The 20872-nt window shown below is 61.5% G+C and carries 19 protein-coding genes; 15 read left to right on the forward strand and 4 right to left on the reverse strand.

The window, feature by feature from the left end; genetic code table 11:
• Positions 1-847 precede the first annotated feature (847 nt).
• The gene (locus tag J3B00_RS23550; protein ID WP_209872767.1) at positions 848-1450 is read right to left on the reverse strand and encodes a peroxiredoxin C; all 603 of its coding nucleotides are present in this window, start codon (positions 1448-1450) and stop codon (positions 848-850) included.
• A gap of 210 nt (positions 1451-1660) precedes the next feature.
• Here J3B00_RS23550 and J3B00_RS23555 point away from each other — a divergent pair, with 210 nt between their 5' ends.
• Together J3B00_RS23555 and bfr are read left to right on the forward strand one after the other, a co-directional pair.
• The gene (locus tag J3B00_RS23555) at positions 1661-1882 is read left to right on the forward strand and encodes a bacterioferritin-associated ferredoxin (RefSeq protein WP_209872770.1); all 222 of its coding nucleotides are present in this window, start codon (positions 1661-1663) and stop codon (positions 1880-1882) included.
• Positions 1883-2084: 202 nt separating this feature from the next.
• Positions 2085-2558 (forward strand): bacterioferritin, encoded by a 474-nt coding sequence (gene bfr, locus J3B00_RS23560; RefSeq protein WP_209872774.1) that lies wholly within the window; start codon positions 2085-2087, stop codon positions 2556-2558.
• An 86-nt stretch (positions 2559-2644) separates the two neighbouring features.
• Here the strand turns inward: bfr and grxD are convergent, their stop codons facing one another.
• Both grxD and J3B00_RS23570 read right to left on the reverse strand, forming a co-directional pair.
• Entirely contained in the window at positions 2645-2980 is a 336-nt protein-coding gene (gene grxD, locus J3B00_RS23565; protein ID WP_209872777.1) for a Grx4 family monothiol glutaredoxin, read from the reverse strand.
• A gap of 131 nt (positions 2981-3111) precedes the next feature.
• Entirely contained in the window at positions 3112-5220 is a 2109-nt protein-coding gene (locus tag J3B00_RS23570; protein WP_209872780.1) for a molybdopterin oxidoreductase family protein, read from the reverse strand.
• Positions 5221-5584: 364 nt separating this feature from the next.
• Here J3B00_RS23570 and argF point away from each other — a divergent pair, with 364 nt between their 5' ends.
• Positions 5585-6505 (forward strand): ornithine carbamoyltransferase, encoded by a 921-nt coding sequence (gene argF, locus J3B00_RS23575; RefSeq protein WP_209872783.1) that lies wholly within the window; start codon positions 5585-5587, stop codon positions 6503-6505.
• Positions 6502-7611: an ABC transporter ATP-binding protein gene (locus J3B00_RS23580; protein ID WP_209872786.1), complete on the forward strand. Its 1110-nt coding sequence runs from the start codon at positions 6502-6504 to the stop codon at positions 7609-7611. Before argF ends, J3B00_RS23580 begins: the two co-directional genes overlap by 4 nt.
• A gap of 123 nt (positions 7612-7734) precedes the next feature.
• Here the strand turns inward: J3B00_RS23580 and ybaK are convergent, their stop codons facing one another.
• On the reverse strand, positions 7735-8205 hold the full coding sequence (ybaK, locus tag J3B00_RS23585) for a Cys-tRNA(Pro) deacylase (protein ID WP_209872789.1): 471 nt from the start codon (positions 8203-8205) through the stop codon (positions 7735-7737).
• Positions 8206-8511: 306 nt separating this feature from the next.
• On the opposite strand from ybaK, the gene J3B00_RS23590 reads away from it, so the two are divergent.
• The 11 genes from J3B00_RS23590 to J3B00_RS23640 all read left to right on the forward strand — a co-directional run bounded on the left by J3B00_RS23590 (position 8512) and on the right by J3B00_RS23640 (position 20805).
• Entirely contained in the window at positions 8512-9363 is an 852-nt protein-coding gene (locus tag J3B00_RS23590; RefSeq protein ID WP_209872792.1) for an MIP/aquaporin family protein, read from the forward strand.
• A 78-nt stretch (positions 9364-9441) separates the two neighbouring features.
• A complete protein-coding gene (gene glpK, locus J3B00_RS23595; RefSeq protein ID WP_209872796.1) occupies positions 9442-10941 on the forward strand; it encodes a glycerol kinase GlpK in 1500 nt (499 codons plus the stop codon).
• Between the two features lie 183 nt (positions 10942-11124).
• The gene (locus J3B00_RS23600) at positions 11125-11880 is read left to right on the forward strand and encodes a DeoR/GlpR family transcriptional regulator (RefSeq protein WP_209872800.1); all 756 of its coding nucleotides are present in this window, start codon (positions 11125-11127) and stop codon (positions 11878-11880) included.
• A gap of 184 nt (positions 11881-12064) precedes the next feature.
• Positions 12065-13603: a glycerol-3-phosphate dehydrogenase gene (gene glpD, locus J3B00_RS23605; RefSeq protein WP_181088791.1), complete on the forward strand. Its 1539-nt coding sequence runs from the start codon at positions 12065-12067 to the stop codon at positions 13601-13603.
• Between the two features lie 306 nt (positions 13604-13909).
• Positions 13910-14833, forward strand: coding sequence for a glutamate/aspartate ABC transporter substrate-binding protein (locus J3B00_RS23610; RefSeq protein WP_209872803.1), 924 nt, complete (start codon positions 13910-13912; stop codon positions 14831-14833).
• Between the two features lie 145 nt (positions 14834-14978).
• On the forward strand, positions 14979-15725 hold the full coding sequence (locus J3B00_RS23615) for an amino acid ABC transporter permease (protein ID WP_209872806.1): 747 nt from the start codon (positions 14979-14981) through the stop codon (positions 15723-15725).
• A complete protein-coding gene (locus J3B00_RS23620) occupies positions 15725-16396 on the forward strand; it encodes an ABC transporter permease subunit (RefSeq protein ID WP_209872809.1) in 672 nt (223 codons plus the stop codon). The genes J3B00_RS23615 and J3B00_RS23620 overlap by 1 nt, the downstream gene beginning before the upstream one ends.
• On the forward strand, positions 16393-17127 hold the full coding sequence (locus J3B00_RS23625; RefSeq protein WP_119138855.1) for an amino acid ABC transporter ATP-binding protein: 735 nt from the start codon (positions 16393-16395) through the stop codon (positions 17125-17127). The genes J3B00_RS23620 and J3B00_RS23625 overlap by 4 nt, the downstream gene beginning before the upstream one ends.
• Before the next feature lie 68 nt (positions 17128-17195).
• A complete protein-coding gene (locus J3B00_RS23630) occupies positions 17196-19100 on the forward strand; it encodes an ATP-binding protein (RefSeq protein WP_209872812.1) in 1905 nt (634 codons plus the stop codon).
• Positions 19101-19113: 13 nt separating this feature from the next.
• Positions 19114-20442, forward strand: coding sequence for a sigma-54 dependent transcriptional regulator (locus J3B00_RS23635; RefSeq protein ID WP_209872815.1), 1329 nt, complete (start codon positions 19114-19116; stop codon positions 20440-20442).
• Positions 20443-20460: 18 nt separating this feature from the next.
• Positions 20461-20805, forward strand: a complete 345-nt coding sequence (locus tag J3B00_RS23640; RefSeq protein WP_209872818.1) for a GlpM family protein — start codon at positions 20461-20463, stop codon at positions 20803-20805.
• Positions 20806-20872 lie beyond the last annotated feature (67 nt).

Genomic DNA, 20872 nt, shown 5'->3' on the forward strand with positions numbered 1-20872 from the left:
CTATCGCAGGCGTGTCTGCGAGAGCGGTGTGAGTCAGGCAAGAAAGGGTCTTCACGGAGTGTTGGCGGGGATCTGTTGGATTGGCTGGCCTAGGCATTGTGGACTTATCCATTTGATCTGGTGGCTGTGATGACCCCTTCCGCCCTTACGGCGGGAGGACCGCGCTGTACGGCCATCCATGGCCTCCACCTCCCTGCGCAAGACCTGCGCTCGGCCTCCTGACGTCGCGAAGTTACGGGTGGCGTCTGGGCTGGCGTTGTCTTCGATAGTGGCAGGTGTGGTGGATATTCGGGCCTCTTCGCGGGGCAAGCCCGCTCCTACAGGGTTGGCGCAAATTTTGAATTCGGCGCAATCCCTGTAGGAGCGGGCTTGCCCCGCGAAGAGGCCGGTACTGCCAATACAAATCGCAGGGCGCAGCCCTGCCAGCCACCCCACAAATCCGCTGGTAAATAAACAAAGCGAGAGCGCAGCGATTCGCCTGCCGTTGCCCTGGCTGTTGATCTTGATCTGGCTCTTGATCTAGCAGCGACTTCAGGAGGCCGAGTGGAGGTCTTGCGCAGGGAGGTGGAGGCCATGGATGGCCGGAAAGCGCTGAGGCCCAGGATGGGCCGTACAGCGCGGTCCTCCCGGAGCAAGACCGGAGCGAGGGGACCCGTAGCGCAGCGAAGGGCCGGATGCAGGAGCAGGCGGTTTTTGGTTACTTTTTTCCAAGAAAAAAAGTGACCCGCCGTAAGGGCGGAAGGGGCCAGAAAAGTCACCCCATCAAACGGATAAGCCCCCAACCCAAAAGCCCCCCTAAAGAACAAAAAAAACCGGCCACCAGGGCCGGTTTTTTCATGCATGGCGCTTACAGCTTGCCAGCATTCTCGCTCAGGTAAGCAGCAACGCCTTCTGGCGAAGCGTTCATGCCCTTGTCGCCTTTCTTCCAGTTGGCAGGGCAGACTTCGCCGTGCTCTTCGTGGAATTGCAGAGCGTCAACCAGACGCAGCAGCTCGTCCATGTTACGGCCCAGCGGCAGGTCGTTGACGATCTGCGAACGGACAACGCCGTTCTTGTCGATCAGGAACGCGCCACGGAAAGCAACACCGTCTGCAGACTCTACGTCGTAGGCTTTGCAGATCGAGTGGGCGATGTCAGCAGCCAGGGTGTACTTGACCTGGCCGATGCCGCCGTTGTTGACCGGGGTGTTACGCCAGGCGTTGTGGGTGAAGTGCGAGTCGATCGACACGCCGATCACTTCCACGCCGCGTGCAGCGAAGTCCGGGATGCGGTTGTCCAGAGCGATCAGCTCGGACGGGCAGACAAAGGTGAAGTCCAGCGGGTAGAAGAACACCAGGCCGTACTTGCCCTTGATGGCCTCGGACAGGGTGAAGCTGTCAACGATTTCGCCGTTGCCCAGTACAGCGGGGACGGTGAAGTCGGGGGCTTGTTTACCAACGAGTACGCTCATCGTTATCTCCTGATGATGGTGAAAGATCGTTGCCCGTACGGGGGACCCGTCAGGCATCCAGCAAAGGCCGACCATCATACACGGGTTAGGGTGACAGTCCGAATTCAACCGCCGGTCGCCCGATCAATACTCATCAACAAAGCGCTTTGACAAGCATTCTCATTACTATTACTCTCCAACGCATCGACTCAACGACGATGGTCAGCCTCTATGTATGTGTGTCTTTGTGTCGGCGTTACCGACGGACAGATCCGCGATGCGATCTATGAAGGATGCTGCAGCTACAAGGAAGTCCGGGCAGCCACCAATGTGGCCAGCCAGTGCGGCAAGTGCGCTTGCCTCGCCAAACAGGTGGTGCGCGAGACTTTGAGCGACCTTCAAGCCAGCCAGCAGGCCGCCCTGCCCTATCCCGTTGAATTTAATGTGGCGTAAAAAACCCGCGAATTTGAAGAACCGGACCTAGTGTCCGGTTTTTTTATGCCTGTAATTCAACAAGTTAGACCTCTAACGCGGTTCACAAACATTCTTATTCCGATTAAATTTCATTTATTATTCAATAACTTAGGTTTGACAGTGGAAGTTGCCAGGCTCAAACTTGCTGTATTGACACACTTCACACGGCAGGAATCCGGACATGAAAGGCGACGTAAGCGTCATCCAGCATCTCAACAAGATCCTCGGAAACGAGCTGGTCGCGATCAACCAGTATTTCCTGCACGCCCGTATGTATGAAGATTGGGGCCTGAACAAGCTCGGCAAGCACGAGTACAAGGAATCCATCGATGAGATGAAGCACGCTGACAAACTGATCAAGCGTATTCTCTTCCTCGAAGGCATTCCCAATGTTCAGGACCTCGGCAAGCTGCTGATCGGCGAACACACCAAGGAAATGCTCGAGTGTGACCTGAAGATCGAGCAGAGCGGCCTGATCGACCTCAAAGGCGCCATCGCCCACTGCGAAAGCGTCGGCGACTTCGGTTCGCGGGAAATGCTCGAAGACATCCTCGAAGCCGAGGAAGAGCACATCGACTGGCTGGAAACCCAGCTGAGCCTGATCGACAAGATCGGCATCGAGAACTACCTGCAATCGCAGATGGGCGAAGAATAACGTTCTCGCTGCCACAAAAAAGCCCCGCCAAGCGGGGCTTTTTGTTGCCTGTCAGAACGGCATGGCCGCTCTGACATCAGCGTGAATCAGGCCTCGGCAGCCTTGGCCTTGGCGGCCGCGTCCTTGATCAGGGTCTGCAGCTCACCCTTTTCGAACATTTCCAGGACGATGTCGCTACCGCCGACCAGCTCACCGCCGACCCACAGCTGCGGGAAGGTTGGCCAGTTGGCGTACTTGGGCAGGTTGGCGCGGATTTCCGGGTTCTGCAGGATGTCGACGTAGGCGAACTTTTCGCCACACTGCATTACGGCTTGCGAGGCACGAGACGAGAAGCCGCACTGAGGGGCGTTCGGCGAGCCTTTCATGTAAAGCAGAATGGTGTTGTTGGCAATCTGCTCTTTGATTGTTTCGATGATATCCATGGAACACCTCGTCTGAACTTTCCGACTCGATGGTCGGCACGGTGACGCATTGTATCGGAAAGGCCGGCGGCGGGTCGACCTGCGTGCTGTCGGATTGATGCCCGTATTGCCCTCAGCGGCGTCACAGCCCTTCAAGCAGCCTCCACCCGCACGGGCACCCCATTCAATGCCGCATTCCCCGACACCGCATCACGCAGGCGCTCGTCGGTCAGGTCGTTGACACTGACGCCCGGCTGCGCACCGGCAATCTGCAACCGTGCCCCCTGGCGCCCCTGCCCATAGCCATGGGGCAGGCTGACCACCCCGGGCATCATGTCCTCGCTGGCCTGCACCTGAACCTCGACCACACCGGTGCGCGAGTGAATCCGCACCCACTGGCCATCGGTCAGCTGTCGCTGCTGCAAGTCGTGCGGATGCATCAACAACTGATGACGCGGCTTGCCTTTGACCAGCCGATGAAAGTTGTGCATCCAGGAATTATTACTGCGCACATGCCGGCGTCCGATCAAGAGCAACTCACCCGCCGCCGGCGGCAGCTGATCGGCAAGACGCCGCAGGTCGTCCAGCAGCAATTGCGGCGCCGCCTCCACGGCCTGACTGGCGGTGCGCAGGCGCGCGGCCAGATTGGGCCGCAATGCGCCCAGATCGAGTCCATGAGGATGTTGCTCAAGGGTCTCCAGCGACAACTGCCACGCTGAAGCGTCGCCATAGCCGCCTGTTCGCAGTGCCTGGTCAATCATCTGTGCCGGCGCCACAGTCGGCTTCAACTCCACTTGCGCACGCCGGGCAAAGGCCTGTGCCAATCCGACGAAGATCTCCCAGTCGTGCAACGCCCCCTCTGGCTTGGCCAGGATCGCCCGGTTGAAGCGGGTGACATTGCGAACCGCCAGCAGGTTGAAGGTCGTATCGTAGTGATCGTTTTCCAAGGACGAGGTGGACGGCAGGATCAGGTCGGCATGGCGAGTGGTTTCGTTAATGTACAGGTCGATGCTGAGCATGAACTCCAGGCCTTCCAGGCCCTTGTCCAACTGGCGGCCATTGGGCGTCGACAGCACCGGGTTGCCGGCCACGGTCACCAGCGCCCGCACCTGCCCTGCACCCGGCTCGAGCAGCTCTTCGGCGAGGGCCGCCACCGGCAGCTCGCCGGCGTACTCGGGCAAGCCGGACACGCGGCTCTGCCAGGCATTGAAGTGCCCGCCGGAGGTACTCCCCACCACGTCGACGGCCGGCTCGGTACACAGGGCGCCGCCCTCGCGGTCAAGATTGCCGGTGACCAGGTTGATCACTTGCACCAGCCAGTGACAGAGGGTGCCGAACGCCTGGGTCGAAACCCCCATGCGGCCATAACAGACAGCCCGCTCGGCGGTCGCGAAATCGCGTGCCAATTGGCGGATGTCGTCTGCGGCCACGCCACACAGCGGGCTCATGCGCTGCGCGTTGAATGGCTCGATGGCGGCACGCACCTGGTCCAGGCCGTTGACCGGCAGGTGTGAACCCTTGGCCAGATCCTCGGCAAACAAGGTATGGAGCATGGCGCAAAGCAACGCAGCGTCGCCCCCTGGGCGAATGAACAGGTGCTGATCGGCGATGGCTGCGGTTTCGCTGCGGCGCGGGTCGATCACCACCAACCGCCCACCCCTGGCGCGCAGGGCCTTGAGGCGCTTTTCGACATCCGGCACGGTCATGATGCTGCCGTTGGAAGCGAGCGGATTGCCGCCCAGAATCAGCATGAAATCGGTGTGGTCGATGTCGGGAATGGGCAGCAGCAAGCCATGGCCATACAGCAGGTAGCTGGTCAGGTGCTGCGGCAACTGGTCTACCGACGTCGCGGAGAAGCGGTTGCGGGTCTTGAGCAGGCCAAGGAAGTAGTTGCTGTGCGTCATCAGGCCATAGTTGTGCACGCTGGGGTTGCCTTGATAGACCGCCACAGCGTTGCGCCCGTGCGCTTGCTGGATGCTCCAGAGGCGCTCGGCGGCCAGCGCAAAGGCCTCGTCCCAGCCGATCGGTTGCCAACGGTCGGCAATGCGCCGATGGGGTTGGCGCAAGCGGTCGGGGTCATCCTGAATGTCCTGCAGCGCAATCGCCTTGGGGCAGATATGACCGCGGCTGAACGGGTCGAGCGGATCACCCTTAATCGAAGCGATACGCGCGCGGCCGTCGGCCGCTTGTGCAATTTCGATATTCAGACCGCAGATAGCCTCGCACAGGTGACAGGCTCGGTGATGCAGGGTCGTGGACATGGCCGCCTCTGCCTTGTTGTTCTGGAGCTTCGACTATGCGCTCGCCGCTGGACAGTGGCCACCGAGCTCAGTGGCATGAATCCCCCGACATCAGGCAGACGATTCGCGACCTGGCGTTTGCCAACGCACCCGCGAGCCGTGTACAAACCTCTGTAGCAAATAAAAAACAGCACTCTGCCAGTAGGTTACGACACCCGCTGATACAGTGACGTGGTTTGCCCTCTTGGTTTCAGGCGACATTTAATTATAGTATTGCGCCTTTCCCCTATTACGTCCGCCCCGTGCGGCTTACGCCGCAGGTCACTCCCGTTGTCAATAAAACCCTACGGACGACCTGCAAACCGTTGCAGATAAGGTATCAATCATGAGCGCTAGGCACTTTCTCTCCCTGATGGACTTCACTGCTGACGAATTGCTCGGCGTGATCCGTCGTGGCATCGAGCTGAAGGACCTGCGTAGTCGCGGCGTGCTGTTCGAGCCGCTGAAGAACCGCGTACTCGGGATGATTTTCGAAAAATCCTCGACCCGTACCCGCTTGTCGTTCGAGGCGGGCATGATCCAGCTCGGCGGCCAGGCTATCTTCCTCTCGCCGCGCGACACCCAACTGGGCCGGGGCGAGCCGATTGCAGACAGCGCCATCGTCATGTCGCGCATGCTCGATGCGGTGATGATCCGTACCCATCACCACAGCATCCTCACCGAGTTCGCCGCCCATTCGCGGGTACCGGTGATCAACGGCCTGTCCGACGAGTCGCACCCGTGCCAGTTGCTCGCCGACATGCAGACGTTCCTCGAGCACCGCGGCTCGATCCAGGGCAAGACAGTGGCCTGGATCGGCGACGGCTACAACATGTGCAACTCCTACATCGAGGCAGCCCAGCAGTTCGACTTCCAGCTGCGCATCGCCTGCCCGGAAGGCTACGAGCCCGATCCACGCTTCCTGGCCTTGGCTGGCGACCGTGTGCAGATCGTGCGCGACCCCAAGCAAGCCATTGCCGGCGCCCACCTGGTCAGCACTGACGTCTGGACTTCCATGGGGCAAGAGGAGGAAACTGCACGGCGCCTGGCGCATTTCGCGCCTTATCAGGTCACCCGCGAACTGCTCGACCTGGCGGCACCCGACGCCCTGTTCATGCACTGCCTGCCCGCCCACCGTGGCGAGGAAATCAGCCTGGACCTGCTCGACGACCCTCGTTCGGTCGCCTGGGACCAAGCTGAAAACCGCCTGCATGCGCAAAAGGCCCTCCTCGAATTCCTTGTCGAACCGGCTTACCACCACGCATGAGTCAACCGCTATTGCTCAACCTGCGCAACCTGGCCTGTGGCTATGGTGATACGCGCATCGTCCAGAACCTCAATCTGCACCTCAATGCAGGCGACATCGGTTGCCTGCTGGGGTCTTCGGGTTGCGGCAAGACCACCACCCTGCGCGCCATTGCCGGTTTCGAACCGGTGCATGAGGGCGAGATCCAGCTGGCTGGAGAGGTCATTTCCCGTGCGGGCTTCACGCTGTCACCGGAAAAGCGCCGGATCGGCATGGTGTTCCAGGACTACGCGCTGTTCCCCCACCTGACCGTCGCGCAGAACATTGCCTTCGGCATCAGCAAGCACCCGGCACAGGCTGAAGTGGTTGCCGAGATGCTCGAACTGGTCAAGCTCGGCGGCCTGGGCGGGCGCTACCCGCACGAGCTGTCAGGTGGCCAGCAGCAACGCGTGGCCCTGGCTCGCGCGCTGGCCCCGGAGCCGCAGCTGTTACTGCTCGACGAGCCATTCTCCAACCTCGACGTAGAGCTGCGCCGACGCCTGAGTCACGAGGTCCGCGACATCCTCAAGAGCCGCGGCACCAGTGCCATCCTGGTCACTCATGACCAGGAAGAGGCCTTCGCCGTCAGCGACCACGTCGGGGTGTTCAAGGAAGGCCGGCTGGAGCAGTGGGACACGCCCTACAACCTCTACCATGAGCCGCAGACGCCGTTTGTTGCGAGTTTCATCGGCCAGGGCTACTTCATCCGTGGGCAGATGATCAGCCATGAAGCGGTCAACACCGAGCTGGGTGAACTGTGTGGCAATCGCGCCTACTTGATGGCGCCTGGCAGTGCGGTAGACGTACTGTTGCGCCCGGACGACATCGTCCATACGCCGGACAGCGCGTTGCGTGCGACGATTGTCGGCAAGAGTTTCCTCGGTGCTTCCACCCTGTACCGCCTGCAGTTGGCCACCGGTAGCCAGCTCGAGGCGATCTTCACCAGTCACATCGACCATCAGGTCGGCCAGGATGTGGGCATTGCGGTAAAAGCCGATCACCTGGTGCTGTTCGCAGTGCCAGGCAGTGTCGCGGCGCAACTGCCGCGGCAGGAGAATGGGGTTCGCCGCTACAGCTCGGCGACCTGATAGATTGCCGGGGCTGCTGCGCAGCCCTTTCGCGACACAAGGCCGCTCCCACAGAGACAGCGCGGTACCTGTGGGAGCGGCCTCGTGTCGCGAAAGGGTCGCGCAGCGGCCCCAGCACTCGAACTAGCCCCGCCCGATCTCGGCAAATTTGCCTTGGGTATGCTCCGCCAACACCGCCGCCGCCAGCTCCACCTCCAGTCCTCGCCGCCCGGCACTCACATGAATCGTTTCGAACTGTTGCGCTGACTGATCGATAAACGTGCGCAGGCGCTTCTTCTGCCCCAATGGGCTGATCCCCCCGAGCAGATATCCCGTGGCTCGCTGCGCTGCCGCCGGGTCGGCCATCTCGCATTTCTTGACCCCCGCCGCATGGGCCAGCGCCTTCAGGTCCAAGGTGCCGATTACCGGCACCACGGCCACCAGCAACTCGCCTTTCTCACTACTGGCCAGCAACGTCTTGAACACCTGCATCGGCTCAAGTCCAAGCTTCTCGGCCGCTTCCAGACCATAGGAAGCCGACTTCGGGTCGTGTTCGTAGCTGTGCACGCGGTGAATCGCGCGCATCTTTTTCAATAGATCCAGAGCGGGGGTCATGCGGAGCTCCGAGCAAGGACGGTGTCGGCGGCTACTTTAGGTCAAAAGCCCCGCGCCAGCCAGCCTGCTGCCAGAACGCAGCAAGCTGTCCAAGTAGTCAAAGTTGGCGTTGCGGGTCAGATTATGGCCGAGCGTTCACTTTCGACCTTTGACATGAGCGTTTCTTGCCTATATTTTTTCGTTTCTGAATAAATGGTGCACCTTTAACGTGCGCTTTCGCTTATCTGCCCGGGATCAATGGGGATCGATCCTGGGCCTTGCTGTCGAGCGCCCTGCGCCTCACAACAACAAGAACCGAGGTCATACATGACGACTGCATTACGCGAACCCACGCTTTGGGGCCAATGCCTGGCCGAGTTTCTCGGCACTGCTCTGCTTATTTTCTTCGGCACAGGCTGCGTTGCAGCCCTCAAGGTCGCGGGCGCAAGCTTCGGGCTGTGGGAAATCAGCATCATCTGGGGGGTCGGCGTAAGCATGGCGATCTACCTGACTGCCGGCGTCTCCGGTGCGCACCTCAACCCGGCCGTGAGCATCGCCCTGAGCCTGTTCGCCGGCTTCGACAAGCGCAAGCTGCCGTTCTACATCCTGGCCCAAGTGTGTGGCGCGTTCTGCGGCGCAGCGCTGGTCTACACCTTGTACAGCAACCTGTTCTTCGATTTCGAACAGGCCCACGCGATGCTCCGCGGCACCCAGGAAAGCCTCGAACTGGCGTCAGTATTTTCCACCTATCCGCACCCGGCCCTGTCGATCGGCCAGGCGTTTCTGGTCGAGCTGGTCATCACCGCCATCCTCATGGCGGTGATCATGGCCCTGACCGACGACAACAATGGCCTGCCGCGCGGTGCCATGGCGCCGCTGCTGATCGGCCTGCTGATCGCCGTGATCGGCAGCGCGATGGGCCCGCTTACCGGCTTTGCAATGAACCCTGCACGTGATTTCGGCCCCAAGCTGATGACCTTCCTGGCCGGCTGGGGCGAAGTTGCGTTTACCGGTGGCCGGGACATTCCGTACTTCCTGGTGCCAATCTTTGCCCCGATCGTTGGCGCCTGCCTGGGTGCAGCGGTCTATCGCGGCCTGATCGCACGTAACCTGCCAATGGCGAACACGGCGAACCTGCAAACAGACGATAATCCTCAGAGCGATGCTCAGGTTTCCTGAATCGGCTGGCTGACCCCGATGCCGGGCCAAGCGCCCGGCCAGCCCTGACCTCCCCCTATTTTGTGCAAGGCCACCGACATGACAGATACCCAGGACAAGAACTACATCATCGCCCTGGACCAGGGCACCACCAGTTCGCGAGCGATCATTTTCGACCGTGATGCGAATGTGGTAGGTACCTCCCAGCGCGAATTCGCCCAGCACTACCCGCAGGCCGGCTGGGTCGAGCACGACCCGATGGAAATCTTCGCCACGCAGAGCGCGACCATGGTCGAGGCGTTGGCCCAGGCCGGCATCAGCCACGCCCAGGTGGCTGCCATCGGCATTACCAACCAGCGTGAGACCACGGTGGTGTGGGACAAGGAAACCGGTCGCCCGGTGTACAACGCCGTTGTCTGGCAATGCCGGCGGAGCACCGAGATCTGCGCGCAGCTCAAGCGTGACGGCCACGAGAGCTACATCCGCGAGACTACCGGGCTGGTCACCGACCCGTATTTCTCCGGTACCAAGCTCAAGTGGATCCTGGATAACGTCGAAGGCCTGCGCGAGCGTGCCGAGCGCGGCGAGCTGCTGTTCGGCACCGTCGATACCTGGCTGATCTGGAAGTTTTCCGGCGGCAAGGTGCACGTCACCGACTACACCAACGCCTCGCGCACCTTGATGTTCAACATTCATACCCTGGAGTGGGACGAAAAGCTACTGAAGCTGCTTGGCGTGCCACGCCAGATGCTGCCGCAGGTGCGCTCGTCGTCGGAAGTCTATGGCCATACCAAGAGCGGTATCGCCATTGCCGGTATCGCCGGCGACCAGCAATCGGCACTGTTCGGCCAGATGTGCGTCGAACCCGGCCAGGCCAAGAACACCTACGGCACCGGCTGCTTCCTGCTGATGAACACCGGCGACAAGGCGGTGACCTCTTCCCACGGCCTGCTCACCACCATCGCCTGCGGCCCACGCGGTGAAGTGGCCTACGCCCTGGAAGGGGCTGTGTTCAACGGCGGCTCGACCGTGCAATGGCTGCGTGACGAATTGAAGATCGTCAACGACGCGCTCGACACCGAATACTTCGCCAGCAAGGTCAAAGACAGCAATGGTGTCTACCTGGTGCCCGCCTTTACCGGCCTGGGCGCACCGTACTGGGACCCCTACGCACGCGGTGCACTGTTCGGCCTGACCCGCGGGGTCAAGGTCGATCACATCATTCGTGCAGCACTCGAGTCGATCGCCTACCAAACCCGCGACGTGCTCGACGCCATGCAGCAAGACTGCGGCCAGCGCCTGACCGAGCTGCGAGTGGACGGCGGAGCGGTAGCCAACAACTTCCTGATGCAGTTCCAGGCCGACATCCTCGGCACCTGCGTCGAACGGCCGAAAATGCGTGAAACCACGGCGCTCGGCGCAGCCTACCTGGCGGGCCTGGCCTGCGGTTTCTGGAGCAGCCTGGACGAGTTGCGCAACAAGGCGATCATCGAGCGCGAGTTCAGCCCACAGCTGGATGAGACGCACAAAGAGAAGTTGTATGCCGGCTGGAAAAAGGCCGTCGAGCGTACCCGTGACTGGGAAGATCACGAGGCGTAAATTGATGCGCTGAGGCTGCCGGCCTCTTCGCGAGACAAGCCCGCTCCTACCGGTCGATCGCAGATCCTGTAGGAGCGGGCTTGCCCCGCGAAGAGGCCGGCATTGATTCGCCTCGCCACTGGCCGTCATCCCCTTCCTACGGCATCATTGCAGCATTTGTCCGGCAGCCCCAAAGGACCGCCCATGAATCTGCCCCCCCGCCAACAACAAATCCTCGAGCTGGTGCGCGAACGCGGCTACGTCAGTATCGAAGAAATGGCGCAGTTGTTTGTCGTCACCCCGCAAACCATCCGCCGCGACATCAACCAGCTCGCCGAGAGCAATCTGCTACGCCGTTACCATGGCGGCGCGGCCTACGACTCAAGCATCGAAAACACCGCCTACGCCATGCGCGCCGATCAGATGCGCGACGAGAAGCAACGCATCGCCGAAGGCGTGGCCCGGCAGATTCCCGATCACGCCTCGGTGTTCATCAATATCGGTACCACCACCGAATCCATTGCCCGCGCCCTGCTCAACCACAACCACCTCAAGGTCATCACCAACAACCTGCACGTGGCCTCGATCCTCAGTGCCAAGGATGATTTCGAGGTGTTGGTGGCCGGCGGTACGGTGCGCCGTGACGGCGGCGTGGTCGGCCAGGCCAGCGTCGACTTCATCAACCAGTTCAAGGTCGACTTCGCCCTGGTCGGCATCAGCGGTATCGATGAAGACGGCAGCCTGCTCGACTTCGACTACCAGGAAGTGCGCGTCTCCCAGGCGATCATCGCCAACGCACGCCAGGTCATCCTTGCCGCCGACTCAAGCAAGTATGGCCGCAACGCCATGGTCCGCCTCGGCTCGATCAATCTGGTCGACTGCCTGGTGACGGACCTCGCCCCTTCGCCTGAACTGAACCAGCTGCTCACTGAGCACAAGGTCCGCCTCGAAGTGGTGTGACACAGCGCGCGGGGTCATCCCGCGCCTTACTGCTGAAAATGTTCACAAATGTTCACTTGTGTGCCATCCGATCAGTTATTTCTATCAATACTGACTGGTGATAGCGGTTCTGTTGCGCTAGTATTTTCGGAAACGAACATCGATGTTCATATTCGATATGAACAGCCTTCAGGAGGCCTTGCCCGTGTCCCAGCCCGTTTCGCCCCAGCCCGCCCTCGCCGACTGTTACGATCTCGTTGTGATCGGCGGCGGTATCAATGGTGCAGGTATTGCCGCTGACGCTGCCGGGCGTGGGCTGAAGGTGTTCCTGTGCGAAAAGGACGACCTGGCCCAACACACTTCTTCGGCCAGCAGCAAGCTGATCCACGGTGGCCTGCGCTACCTCGAGCACTATGAATTCCGCCTGGTGCGGGAAGCCCTGGCCGAGCGGGAAGTACTCCTGGCCAAGGCCCCACACATCGTCAAGCCCATGCGTTTCGTGCTGCCGCATCGCCCACACCTGCGCCCGGCCTGGATGATCCGCGCTGGCCTGTTCCTGTATGACCACCTGGGCAAACGCAAGCGCCTGGGAGCCTCGCGCAGCTTGCGCTTCGGTCCGGGCAACCCGCTCAAGCCTGAGATCACCCGCGGCTTCGAATATGCCGACTGCGCCGTGGACGATGCGCGCCTGGTGGTGCTCAATGCCATGGCCGCTCGCGAGAATGGCGCCGATATCCTTACCCACACCCGCTGCCTGCGTGCCGAACGCGTGGCAGATCTGTGGCAGGTCGAACTCCAGCACAGCGACGGCGCCGTGCAGACCATCCGCGCCCGCGCGCTGGTCAATGCCGCAGGCCCGTGGGTGGCGAAGTTCATCAAGGATGATCTCAAGCTGGACGCACCCTACGGTATCCGTCTGATCCAGGGCAGCCATATCATCGTGCCGCGGCTGTACGAAGGTGAGCATGCATACATCCTGCAGAACGAAGACCAACGTATCGTCTTCGCCATTCCCTACCTGGAGCGCTTCACCCTGATCGGCACCACCGACCGCGAATACCAGGGCGACCCGGCCCAGGTATCGATCACCGAGGGGGAGACCGATTACCTGCTCAACGTGGTCAACCAGCACTTCAATCACACGCTGAGCCGTGCCGACATCCTGCACACCTATTCCGGCGTACGCCCACTGTGCAACGACGAGTCGGACAACCCTTCGGCGGTGACCCGTGACTACACCCTGGCTTTGTCGGCCAGTGAAGGTCAGGCGCCGCTGCTGTCGGTGTTTGGTGGCAAGCTGACCACCTACCGCAAGCTGGCCGAATCGGCCATGGCTGAACTCAAGCCGTTCTTCACCCAGATGCGTGGCAGCTGGACCGCCAGCGCAGCATTGCCTGGCGGCGAAGACATGACCACGGCATCTGCACTGGCCGATGCCGTGCTGGCGCGCCATGACTGGTTGCCGGTGGATATCGCCCGGCGCTGGGCCGTGACCTACGGTAGCCGTGTCTGGCGCCTGCTCGACGGCGTGCAAGGGCCACAGGACCTCGGCCAGGCCATCGGTGGCGGGTTGTTCACGCGCGAGGTCGACTACCTCTGCGCAACCGAGTGGGCGACCAGCAGCGCGGACATCCTCTGGCGCCGGACCAAGCTCGGCCTGTTCACCACTGCCACCGAACAGCAGGCGCTGGCCGATTACCTGCAGCAGACCCGGGCCAACCGTAGCCAGGTCCAGGCCGCCTGATTCGGCCCAACAGGCATACGCCCCTGAAAAGGGGCGTTACTTTTACAGGGGAATACGACCATTCATTCGGGTTTCCGAACGGCCTCTACGTATTCGTCCGGTAATCCGGACGACACAATCCCCCATACAACCGTCAAAAAAGATTAATCCCCAGCGTTTTCGCGGCGTTATGATCAAAGCCAGGGCTTGGCACGACTCATGCTCTACACTCTGAACCCGAATGCTCACCGCTTCATGTGGTATTCGTTGAACGAAAGAGTCCGCCAACGGCTCCATAAAAAAAACAAACATGTCGAGGAAAATTTGATGCGTATCGTTCGTCAATTGCTGGGCGCCGCCATCGCGGCCGCTGTGATCGCTTCACCGGCCATGGCTGAAGAGCTGACCGGCACCCTGAAGAAGATCAAGGATTCGGGCACCATCACCCTGGGGCACCGCGACTCCTCCATTCCGTTTTCCTACTTCGCCGACGGCTCGGGTAAACCCGTTGGCTACTCCCACGACATCCAGCTGGCTATCGTTGAACACCTGAAGAAGCAGCTTGACGTCCCGAACCTCAATGCTCGCTACAACCTGGTCACCTCGCAGACCCGCATTCCACTGGTGCAGAACGGCACCGTCGACGTCGAATGTGGCTCGACCACCAACAACGTCGAGCGCCAGCAGCAGGTCAGCTTCTCGGTCGGCATCTTCGAAGTCGGTACCCGCCTGCTGACCAAGGTCAAGGACGGTAAACCGGCCTTCAACGACTTCCCGGATCTGGCTGGGAAAAACGTCGTCACCACCGCTGGCACTACGTCCGAGCGCATCCTCAAGGCGATGAACGCCGACAAGCAGATGAAGATGAACGTGATTTCCGCCAAGGACCACGGTGAAGCCTTCAACATGCTCGAAGGCGGCCGCGCCGTCGCCTTCATGATGGACGACGCGCTGCTGGCCGGTGAAATGGCCAAGGCCAAGAAGCCTGCTGACTGGACCATCACCGGTACGCCGCAGTCCTACGAGATCTACGGCTGCATGGTGCGCAAGGGTGACGAGGCCTTCAAGAAGGCCGTCGATGACGCCATCGTCGCGCTGTACAAGTCGGGCGAGATCAACAAGATCTACGACAAGTGGTTCTCTCAGCCAATCCCGCCTAAGGGTCTGAATCTGAAGTTCCCGATGAGCGACGAGCTCAAGGCGCTGATCGCCAATCCAACCGACAAAGCTGCGGACGAAAAGAAGTCCTGATCGGTAAATAGTGGCCTGGTGCTCATCACGAGCATGAATTAACCCTGCAGGCCACTCGTTAGTGTCTAACCTTTCATCCGAGGGCGCTCGCCGCCCTTGGATGCTCGAAGGTGCCCGTGAAACAACCGTCTGAGGGGAAATCCCGATGAATTACAACTGGGACTGGGGCGTGTTCTTCAAGTCCACCGGCGTCGGTAGCGAAACCTACCTGGACTGGTACATCACCGGTCTGGGCTGGACCATCGCCATCGCCATCTCCGCCTGGATCATCGCCTTGTTGCTGGGCTCGCTGCTGGGCGTCATGCGCACGGTGCCGAACCGCCTGGTGTCGGGCATCGCCACCGCGTACGTGGAGCTGTTCCGCAATGTGCCGCTGCTGGTGCAGCTGTTCATCTGGTACTTCCTGGTGCCCGACCTGCTGCCCGAGGGCTTGCAGGAATGGTTCAAGCAAGACCTCAACCCAACGACTTCGGCACTGATCAGCGTGGTCATCTGCCTCGGCCTGTTCACTGCGGCGCGCGTCTGCGAACAGGTTCGTACCGGTATCCAGGCGCTGCCGCGTGGCCAGGAGGCCGCCGCCCGTGCGATGGGCTTCAGCCTGGCGCAGATCTACAACAACGTGCTGCTGCCGCAGGCCTACCGGATCATCATCCCGCCGCTTACTTCTGAATTCCTCAACGTCTTCAAGAACTCCTCGGTAGCCTCGCTGATCGGCCTGATGGAGCTGCTGGCCCAGACCAAGCAGACTGCCGAATTCTCGGCCAACCTGTTCGAAGCCTTCACCTTGGCCACCCTGATCTACTTCACCCTGAACATGGGGCTGATGTTGCTGATGCGCATGGTCGAGAAGAAAGTCGCCGTGCCAGGCCTGATCTCCGTGGGAGGTAAGTGATGGAAATGGACTTTTCCGGGATTATCCCAGCCCTGCCAGGCCTGTGGAACGGCATGCTGATGACCTTGCAACTGATGGTCATGGGCGTGATTGGCGGTATCGCCCTGGGGACCATCCTGGCCCTGATGCGGCTGTCGTCAAACAAGCTGCTGTCGCGGCTGGCCGGTGCCTACGTCAACTACTTCCGCTCGATCCCGCTGCTGCTGGTGATCACCTGGTTCTACCTGGCGGTGCCGTTCGTGCTGCGCTGGATCACTGGCGAAGACACCCCGGTGGGTGCCTTCACCTCGTGCGTAGTGGCCTTCATGATGTTCGAGGCGGCCTACTTCTGCGAGATCGTCCGGGCCGGCGTGCAGTCGATCTCCAAGGGCCAGATGGGCGCCGCCCAAGCACTGGGCATGAACTACAGCCAGACCATGCGTCTGATCATCCTGCCGCAGGCGTTTCGCAAGATGACGCCGTTGCTGCTGCAACAGAGCATCATCCTGTTCCAGGATACGTCGCTGGTTTACACCGTGGGCCTGGTCGACTTCCTTAACTCGGCACGCGCCAATGGCGATATCATCGGCCGCTCACACGAGTTCCTGATCTTCGCCGGTGTCGTGTACTTCCTCATCAGCTTCTCCGCTTCATGGCTGGTCAAGCGCCTGCAAAAAAGGATCACCGTATGATTTCCATCAAGAACGTCAACAAGTGGTACGGCGACTTCCAGGTGCTCACCGACTGCACCACCGATGTCAAAAAGGGTGAAGTGGTCGTGGTCTGCGGGCCGTCCGGCTCGGGCAAGTCGACCCTGATCAAGTGCGTCAACGCCCTCGAACCGTTCCAGAAAGGCGACATCGTGGTCGACGGCACGTCGATCTCCGACCCGAAGACCAACCTGCCCAAGCTGCGTTCGCGGGTCGGCATGGTGTTCCAGCACTTCGAACTGTTCCCGCACCTGACCATCACCGAGAACCTGACCATCGCGCAGATCAAGGTGCTCGGCCGCAGCAAGGAAGAGGCCACCAAGAAGGGCCTGGCGCTGCTTGAGCGCGTCGGCCTGTCGGCCCATGCGCACAAGCACCCGGGCCAGCTCTCCGGCGGCCAGCAGCAGCGTGTGGCCATCGCCCGCGCGCTGTCGATGGACCCGATCGTCATGCTGTTCGACGAACCGACCTCGGCGCTCGACCCGGAAATGGTCAGCGAAGTACTCGATGTGATGGTCCAGCTGGCCCATGAAGGCATGACCATGATGTGCGTGACCCACGAGATGGGCTTTGCTCGCAAGGTCGCCAATCGGGTCATCTTCATGGACAAGGGCAACATCATCGAAGACTGCACCAAGGAAGAATTCTTCGGCGATCAGACCGCCCGCGACCAGCGCACCCAGCACTTCCTCAGCAAGATCCTGCAACACTAAGTCGGCCGCAGCGCCCACTGTCCGGCCCTCTCCGGACAGTGGACGCTGGTCGTGACAAGGCCACTGTGATGAAATGCGACCCCTCGCTCCTGCGCCCTGCCAAACCCGCCGTGAAATCCCGTCTGATCCGCCAATTGCTGCTGCCGCCCCTGATCATCCTGCTGATGGTCGGCCTGGGCCTGATCGGCTATCTGATCAGCGATAGCAACGGTATCCGCACCCTTAGCGAAAATGGCGAGCGTCAGCTCGAGCTGCATGCGCGTACGGTCGAAAGCGAAATCAGCAAATACACCTACCTGCCGAGCCTGCTCGAACTGGAAGACAGCGTCTCACTGCTGCTGACCGATTCCGATAGCGGCGCGCGGCAGACCGTCAATGAATACCTCGAAGGCCTCAATCGACGCAGCCGCAGCCGGGCGATCTTCGTGCTCGATACCAGTGGTCGGGTACAAGCCACCAGCAACTGGCGCGATGCCGATTCGTTTCTTGGCGAAGACCTGTCGTTCCGTGCCTACTTCCAGGATGCCGTGCGCGGCGAGCCGGGGCGGTTCTACGGGATCGGCAGCACCACCGGCGAAGCCGGTTACTTCCTGGCCCACGGCCTGGAGGAGCACGGCAAGATCATCGGCGTGGCGGTCATCAAGGTGCGTCTCGACACACTCGAGGAGCGCTGGCAACGCGCCCGCCTGGAAGCCTTTGTCAGTGATGAGAACGGCATCATCATCCTTTCCAGTGACCCGGCCCGACGGCTCAAGGCGGTCCGCGCGCTGAGCCCGCAAACCAAGGAGCGCCTGGCGCGCAGCCTGCAGTACTACTGGTGGCCGCTTAACGAGCTGCAGCCGCTGGCCCGCGAAACCCTGGCAGATGGCGTCGAGAAACTGACCTTCCCGGCCAACAGCGAGACCGCCCAAGGCAAGCCGCATGAAGTCGCCTACCTGGCGCAGACCCGGCGGTTGGCCGACACGCCCTGGCATTTCACCCTGCTCACCCCCCTGCAGGACCTGCGCCGTGAATCGCTGGTGCAAGGCGTGCTGGTGGCCGTGGCGTTCGCCTTGCTGACGATCCTGGCGATCGCCTGGAACGAGCGGCGCAAGGTGATCGCCACGCGCCTGGCCGCCCGTGAGGCCCTGGAAGAAGCCAACAGTCACCTGGAGCGCAAGATCACTGAGCGCACCGCCGACCTGCGCGCAAGCAACGAACGGCTCAAGGGCCAGATTCGCGAGCGGCGCCACGCCGAACAGACCTTGCGCCATGCCCAGGATGAGCTGGTCCAGGCCGGCAAGCTGGCGGCCATCGGCCAGATGTCGACCAGCATTGCCCACGAGCTCAACCAACCGCTGGCGGCGCTGCGGACCTTGTCTGGCAACACCGTGCGCTTCCTTGAGCGGGGCGCGCTGGAAACCGCCAGCACCAACTTGCGCACCATGAACGACCTGATCGACCGCATGGGCCGCATCACCGCCAGCCTGCGCTCGTTCGCCCGCCGCGGCGACGATGGCGGCCAGGCCTCGTTGACCAAGGCCGTCGAGGCCAGCCTGCAGGTACTCGGCAATCGCATTGCCGGCTGCCATTTGCAGTTGCACAATCACTACGACGACCAGCAACTGGCCATCGACCAGACCCGCCTGGAGCAGATTCTGGTCAACCTGATCGGCAACGCTCTGGATGCCATGGCCAGCCAGCCGCAGCCACAGTTGTGGCTCGAAGGCGAACTGCTGGGCGACAAGTATCGCCTGCGCGTACGCGACAATGGCCACGGCATCGATGTCGAAACACGCAAGCACCTGTTCGAACCTTTCTTTACCACCAAACCGGGCGAGCATGGCCTGGGCCTGGGCCTGACCCTGTCGGCGAGTCTTGCCGCCGCGGCCAAGGGCTCGTTGAACGTCGAGCACCCTGCCAGCGGCGGTACTGCTTTCGTCCTGGCCTTGCCGCTGCTCAACACCCCTACCGAATCGGCAGAGCTGCCATGAGCAAAGGGTACCTATGAACCAAGCACCCTTAACCGTCCTGATTGTCGAGGATGACCCCCATGTGTTGCTCGGCTGCCAACAGGCACTGGCCCTGGAAGACATCGCCTGCGAGGGGGTCGGCAGTGCCGAGCTGGCGCTGGAGCGTATCGGCGACGACTTTGCCGGTATCGTGGTCAGCGATATCCGCCTGCCGGGCATCGATGGGCTGGAGTTGCTGAGCCGCCTCAAGGCCCGCGACCGCAGCCTGCCGGTGGTGCTGATCACCGGCCATGGCGACATCGACATGGCGGTGGGCGCCATGCGTAATGGCGCCTACGACTTCATGGAGAAACCCTTCTCGCCAGAGCGTCTGGTCGAAGTGGTGCGGCGCGCGCTGGAGCAACGCGGCCTGGCCCGTGAAGTGTTTTCCCTGCGCCGCCAGCTGGCCGGCCAGAGCACCCTGGAGGGGCGCATCATTGGTCGCTCGCCGGCCATGCACAACTTGCGCGAGCTGATTGCCAATGTTGCCGACACCTCGGCCAACGTCCTCATCGAAGGCGAGACCGGCACCGGCAAGGAGCTGGTCGCCCGCTGCCTGCACGACTTCAGTCGGCGCCAGGCTCAGCCGTTCGTTGCGCTCAACTGTGGCGGGTTGCCCGAGAACCTGTTCGAGAGCGAGATCTTCGGCCATGAAGCCAACGCCTTTACCGGCGCGGGCAAACGCCGCATCGGCAAGATCGAGCACGCCAACGGCGGCACGCTGTTCCTCGACGAAGTCGAAAGCATGCCGCTCAACCTGCAGATCAAGCTGCTGCGGGTGTTGCAGGAACGCACCCTGGAACGACTGGGCTCGAACCAGAGCATCCCGGTCGATTGCCGGGTGATCGCCGCCACCAAGTCCGACCTGGATGCCATGGGCCAGAGTGGCCAGTTCCGTAGCGACCTGTATTACCGGCTGAACGTGGTGACTCTGGAGCTGCCGCCACTGCGCGAGCGCCGTGAAGACATCCTGCAACTGTTCGAACACTTCCTCCAGCAATCAGCGCTGCGCTTCGACCGCGAAGCGCCTGAACTGGACAGCCAGACCCTGTCGCGCTTGATGTCCCATGACTGGCCAGGCAACGTGCGCGAACTGCGCAACGTCGCCGAGCGTTATGCCCTCGGCCTGCCGGCGTTCAAGAAGTCCGGTAGCAGCGGTGCCAGTCAGGGCCTGGGCTTTGCCGAGGCGGTCGAAGCGTTCGAGCGCAACCTGCTCAGCGACGCCCTGCAGCGCACTGGCGGCAACCTTAGCCAGGCCAGTCTGGAGTTGGGCATGGCCAAGACCACGCTGTTCGACAAAGTGAAAAAATACGGCCTCGGCTGACCCCTGACTTCAACCTGGATGAACATTGTGGATCTGCTATTCAAAGCCGCCTTGGGAGCGGGCGTGGTGGTACTGCTGGCGATTCTGGCGAAAACGCGCAATTACTACATTGCCGGGCTGGTGCCGCTGTTTCCGACCTTTGCCCTGATCGCGCACTACATCGTCGGCAAGGGACGCTCGCTGGAAGACCTGAAGACCACCATCCTGTTCGGCATGTGGTCGATCATTCCGTATTTCGTCTACCTGGCGACCTTGTATGTGCTGGTCGACCGGATGCGCCTTGAAGTGTCGCTGGCGCTGGCCACCGTGGCCTGGCTGGTGGCGGCGACGGTGCTGGTGAGCCTTTGGGTGCGCATGCACTGAGATCACATGCCTCAAGGCCGACGCGGACCCTGTGGCAGCGGCCTTGTGTCGCGAAAGGGCCGCACAG

The organism is Pseudomonas sp. BP8 (genome assembly GCF_017875955.1).
Lineage (GTDB): Bacteria > Pseudomonadota > Gammaproteobacteria > Pseudomonadales > Pseudomonadaceae > Aquipseudomonas.

Coding starts and splice junctions, on each gene's coding strand:
- J3B00_RS23630 (WP_209872812.1), top strand. CDS start 17,196: ATGAAATGCGACCCCTCGCTCCTGCGCCCTGCCAAACCCGCCGTGAAA.
- J3B00_RS23625 (WP_119138855.1), top strand. CDS start 16,393: ATGATTTCCATCAAGAACGTCAACAAGTGGTACGGCGACTTCCAGGTG.
- J3B00_RS23635 (WP_209872815.1), top strand. CDS start 19,114: ATGAACCAAGCACCCTTAACCGTCCTGATTGTCGAGGATGACCCCCAT.
- J3B00_RS23580 (WP_209872786.1), top strand. CDS start 6,502: ATGAGTCAACCGCTATTGCTCAACCTGCGCAACCTGGCCTGTGGCTAT.
- glpK (WP_209872796.1), top strand. CDS start 9,442: ATGACAGATACCCAGGACAAGAACTACATCATCGCCCTGGACCAGGGC.
- J3B00_RS23610 (WP_209872803.1), top strand. CDS start 13,910: ATGCGTATCGTTCGTCAATTGCTGGGCGCCGCCATCGCGGCCGCTGTG.
- J3B00_RS23590 (WP_209872792.1), top strand. CDS start 8,512: ATGACGACTGCATTACGCGAACCCACGCTTTGGGGCCAATGCCTGGCC.
- J3B00_RS23550 (WP_209872767.1), bottom strand. CDS start 1,450: ATGAGCGTACTCGTTGGTAAACAAGCCCCCGACTTCACCGTCCCCGCT.
- J3B00_RS23640 (WP_209872818.1), top strand. CDS start 20,461: ATGAACATTGTGGATCTGCTATTCAAAGCCGCCTTGGGAGCGGGCGTG.
- J3B00_RS23555 (WP_209872770.1), top strand. CDS start 1,661: ATGTATGTGTGTCTTTGTGTCGGCGTTACCGACGGACAGATCCGCGAT.
- argF (WP_209872783.1), top strand. CDS start 5,585: ATGAGCGCTAGGCACTTTCTCTCCCTGATGGACTTCACTGCTGACGAA.
- J3B00_RS23570 (WP_209872780.1), bottom strand. CDS start 5,220: ATGTCCACGACCCTGCATCACCGAGCCTGTCACCTGTGCGAGGCTATC.
- J3B00_RS23600 (WP_209872800.1), top strand. CDS start 11,125: ATGAATCTGCCCCCCCGCCAACAACAAATCCTCGAGCTGGTGCGCGAA.
- J3B00_RS23620 (WP_209872809.1), top strand. CDS start 15,725: ATGGAAATGGACTTTTCCGGGATTATCCCAGCCCTGCCAGGCCTGTGG.
- J3B00_RS23615 (WP_209872806.1), top strand. CDS start 14,979: ATGAATTACAACTGGGACTGGGGCGTGTTCTTCAAGTCCACCGGCGTC.
- bfr (WP_209872774.1), top strand. CDS start 2,085: ATGAAAGGCGACGTAAGCGTCATCCAGCATCTCAACAAGATCCTCGGA.
- grxD (WP_209872777.1), bottom strand. CDS start 2,980: ATGGATATCATCGAAACAATCAAAGAGCAGATTGCCAACAACACCATT.
- ybaK (WP_209872789.1), bottom strand. CDS start 8,205: ATGACCCCCGCTCTGGATCTATTGAAAAAGATGCGCGCGATTCACCGC.